The organism is Methanospirillum sp., assembly GCF_035406105.1.
Taxonomy (GTDB): Archaea; Halobacteriota; Methanomicrobia; order Methanomicrobiales; family Methanospirillaceae; genus Methanospirillum.
Genome location: NZ_DAONKG010000123.1, coordinates 1 through 3,292, shown reverse-complemented (window position 1 = coordinate 3,292; position 3,292 = coordinate 1). Strand labels below are relative to the sequence as shown.

The window sequence follows — 3,292 nt, the reverse complement described above, 5'->3', positions numbered from 1 at the left end:
GCTCTGGGAGAAATTATTTCTGATGCAGGAATTCCCGCAGTCCTTATGGCATCAAGAAAAACCCCTGGAGATGCAAAATCTCTTCAGGAGACGCATGCTGCAATAAACGATGTGCTTTCACGGGCTCATGACCATGGTATTGAAGATATTATTCTCGATCCGGGAATTGGCAGATGGATACCGGAACGAACTGCCGCGGATGACTGGGAGCTTTGCAGACATTTTCATGAATTACACAGCTATGATCTCCCCATTCTGGCTGCTGTATCAAGAAAATCCTTTATTGGTGAGATAACCGGTCAGGTACCGGCAGGACGACTTGCGGGAACACTTGCTGTCACATCACGACTGATAGAAGCAGGAGCAAGTGTTATCCGGGCTCATGACATCCCGGAGACCAGGGATGTAATCACATGTGTGATGAAGATGATGAGGTGATGATGAACTCGTTTTCGATATATGGACTGCATACCGATCTGATAAAGCCGGGAGATGACCTGCTTGACCACCTGAACACCGCTCTCGTACATGAGGGTCTTCAGCTGCAGGATCATGACATTGTTGTTCTGGCAGAATCGGCAGTTGCAACCGCACAGGGGCGTATTGTTTTACTTGACTCCATAACGCCATCAGAAGAGGCGAAACAGGTTGCTGCTCAGTATGGAGTCGAGCCGGCACTGGCAGAGATCGTGATCCGGGAATCTGATGCAATTGTCGGAGGGATTCCTGGATTTCTCCTCTCAATCACTTCAGGCCATCTCCTGCCGAATGCTGGAGTCGATGGATCGAATGCCCCTCTTGGATATGTAACACTCCTTCCCTCAGATCCTGATGTACTGGCCTTTACTCTCCGGAAAAAAATTCTGAACAAGACCGGACGAACCGTTGGAGTGCTCATAATTGACAGCAGAACACATCCGATGCGGTATGGCTGCGGGGGAGTTGCAATCGCATGTTCAGGTATACCTGCTATCATTGATGAACGAGGCCGGCGGGATCTGTTTGGGCGTGAACTTAAAGTCACCAGAAGAGCCATCGCAGATAACATTGCCTCTGCAGCTGAACTTGTCATGGGCGAATCTGATGAACAGATCCCGATGGTTCTCGTTCGGGGTCTTCATATCGAATTTGGGGATTATGAAGGGATAGAACTTATATCTCCTGATGAATGCCTCTTTATTGGAAGCCTAAAAAAAACATATGTTACTCCTCCGTGACAGATTTTTTTAATTCATACAGGAGGATCATAACACCGGTCAGGATTACAATGACCGGCCAGAAGGGGAAAGAAAAAGCCCACCATCCCATATCATTCCCAAGCCAGACTACCCCCCAGCACAGGATAAATATCCCAATCGTTATGACACCAACACTCATTCTGCGAATATAATTCATATACCTGGCAATTCCATCCAGTCATTCAGAAAGCGGTTCATCTACAACCCAAACGGCATATCCCATGTATGACTACAAGCATTGCACCGGCATTTCGCTATCATACTACCGGAATCTGTCGTTACCAGATCATCAAAATCCGTGTCTTTTGAGTTGCATTTTGGGCAGATTATATCTCCCATAGTACACGCATCACACTACCCGGGGGTCTTCCGTACATTTTTTCATCTGGATCTATTTGAACCCGGTGATGATAGTTTGTACAATATATAGATTACTGTAGCGATTCCTGCTTTACCCGTCCAAAACCCAAAGTTCGGGAAACTTCTTTCATTCAGACGGCAAATAAGAAATTAGCTATGCTATTTCACAGGGGGTTATTATGAGAGTACAAGGTTTATTATCGTCTGCCACTCTTTTGGCTGTCGTGGTGATCATTATCTGTCTCTTCACTCAGACAGGAACAGCAATTCCGGATCAGAATCTGATTTCAGTTCCAACATCAATACAACAGATTTCTCCGCCGACAGGATCTCCTGTATCATCTGGCGTTACCATTCAGTCTTCAGCACTTCCCATACCTGGTCAGTCAGTTCAGGTCTCTACTGAATATGCGCCTGATCGGCTCATTGTCCGGTATAATACTGACCGTCCTCGGGCGGAGTCTGCAATGATGTCGATCCAGTCTGCAACAAATGCACAGGCAGGAACATCGGTGGTAAAGGATCTGAGTGACGCTGGAATTCCTGGGATGCAGGTCGTGCAGGTGACGACAAACACCCTGGATGCAGCGATGGAAGCTTACAAAAACAGTCCTGATGTATTGTATGTCGAACCGGACTATAAGATCTCGTTAAGTCCTATTGAAAAAACCGGGAAAGTTGCAGATGCAGGAACAATCTGTGTTGATAGTGTTGCATATCCCAATGATCCCGGCTATCAGTATTTGTGGGGGCTGCATAACACCGGACAGGCACCATTTTACGGAATGGCCGATGCTGATATTGACGCTCCTGATGCCTGGAGCATTACGACAGGCACACCCACTGTTGTTGTTGCGGTGGTCGATACCGGGGTTGACTATACCCATCCGGACCTAGCAGCAAATATCTGGCAAAATACCGGTGAAATCATCAATGGGGTAGATGATGACGGAAACGGATATGTCGATGATATCCGGGGCTGGAACTTTGTGTCCAGAAATAATGACCCGATGGACGATAATGGTCATGGGACGCACTGCGCCGGAACAATAGCTGCAGTCGGTAATAACGGAATCGGAGTAGTCGGAACTGCATGGAACGTAAAAATCATGCCGCTGAAATTCCTCAATGCGCAGGGGTCCGGGTATGTTTCTGATGCAATATCGGCAATCTTATATGCAAACCGTAAGGGTGCGGCAGTAATCTCAAACTCCTGGAGCGGGACAGGATATACCCAGTCTCTGAAAGATGCCATCGATGCCTCATCTGCAGTGGTTGTTTGTGCAGCAGGAAACAGTGGTGCAAATGCAGATGTATCGCCCCAGTATCCGGCGGCATATACCAGTAATAATATTCTGTCGGTTGCAGCGACGGACTATAAAGATAACCTAGCATCATTCTCCAATTATGGGGCTTCGTCGGTTGATCTGGCAGCACCAGGTGTGAGTATTTACAGCACAACAAAGTCCGGCAGTTACCAGTATATGAGTGGAACATCGATGGCAACTCCGCATGTCGCCGGTGTTGCAGCACTGATCAAATCACAAAATCCTGCTCTGTCTGCGGTTCAGATCCGAAACCGGATATTCAGCTCGGTTGATGCTATCTCATCTCTTTCAGGCAAAGTTGCCTCGGGAGGCAGACTAAATGCGGCAAAAGCGCTGGGAGGAACCAGCCCCACTCCTTCGCCCACT

The 3,292-nt window shown here is 47.7% G+C and carries 4 protein-coding genes; 3 read left to right on the top strand and 1 reads right to left on the bottom strand.

The annotated features are described in order from the left end of the window. Nucleotides 1–438: dihydropteroate synthase (locus PLA23_RS08370; RefSeq protein ID WP_324474846.1), on the top strand; the 438-nt coding region annotated here is incomplete at its 5' end. Then, nucleotides 414–1,217 (top strand): coenzyme F420-0:L-glutamate ligase, encoded by an 804-nt coding sequence (gene cofE / locus PLA23_RS08365; RefSeq protein WP_324474845.1) that lies wholly within the window; start codon nt 414–416, stop codon nt 1,215–1,217. The genes PLA23_RS08370 and cofE, both read left to right, overlap by 25 nt. Here the strand turns inward: cofE and PLA23_RS08360 are convergent. After that, entirely contained in the window at nt 1,204–1,395 is a 192-nt protein-coding gene (locus PLA23_RS08360; protein ID WP_324329149.1) for a LiaF transmembrane domain-containing protein, read from the bottom strand. The genes cofE and PLA23_RS08360 overlap by 14 nt on opposite strands. A gap of 382 nt (nt 1,396–1,777) precedes the next feature. On the opposite strand from PLA23_RS08360, the gene PLA23_RS08355 reads away from it, so the two are divergent. After that, a partial coding sequence (locus tag PLA23_RS08355; RefSeq protein ID WP_324474844.1) for a S8 family peptidase occupies nt 1,778–3,292 on the top strand: 1,515 nt, incomplete at its 3' end.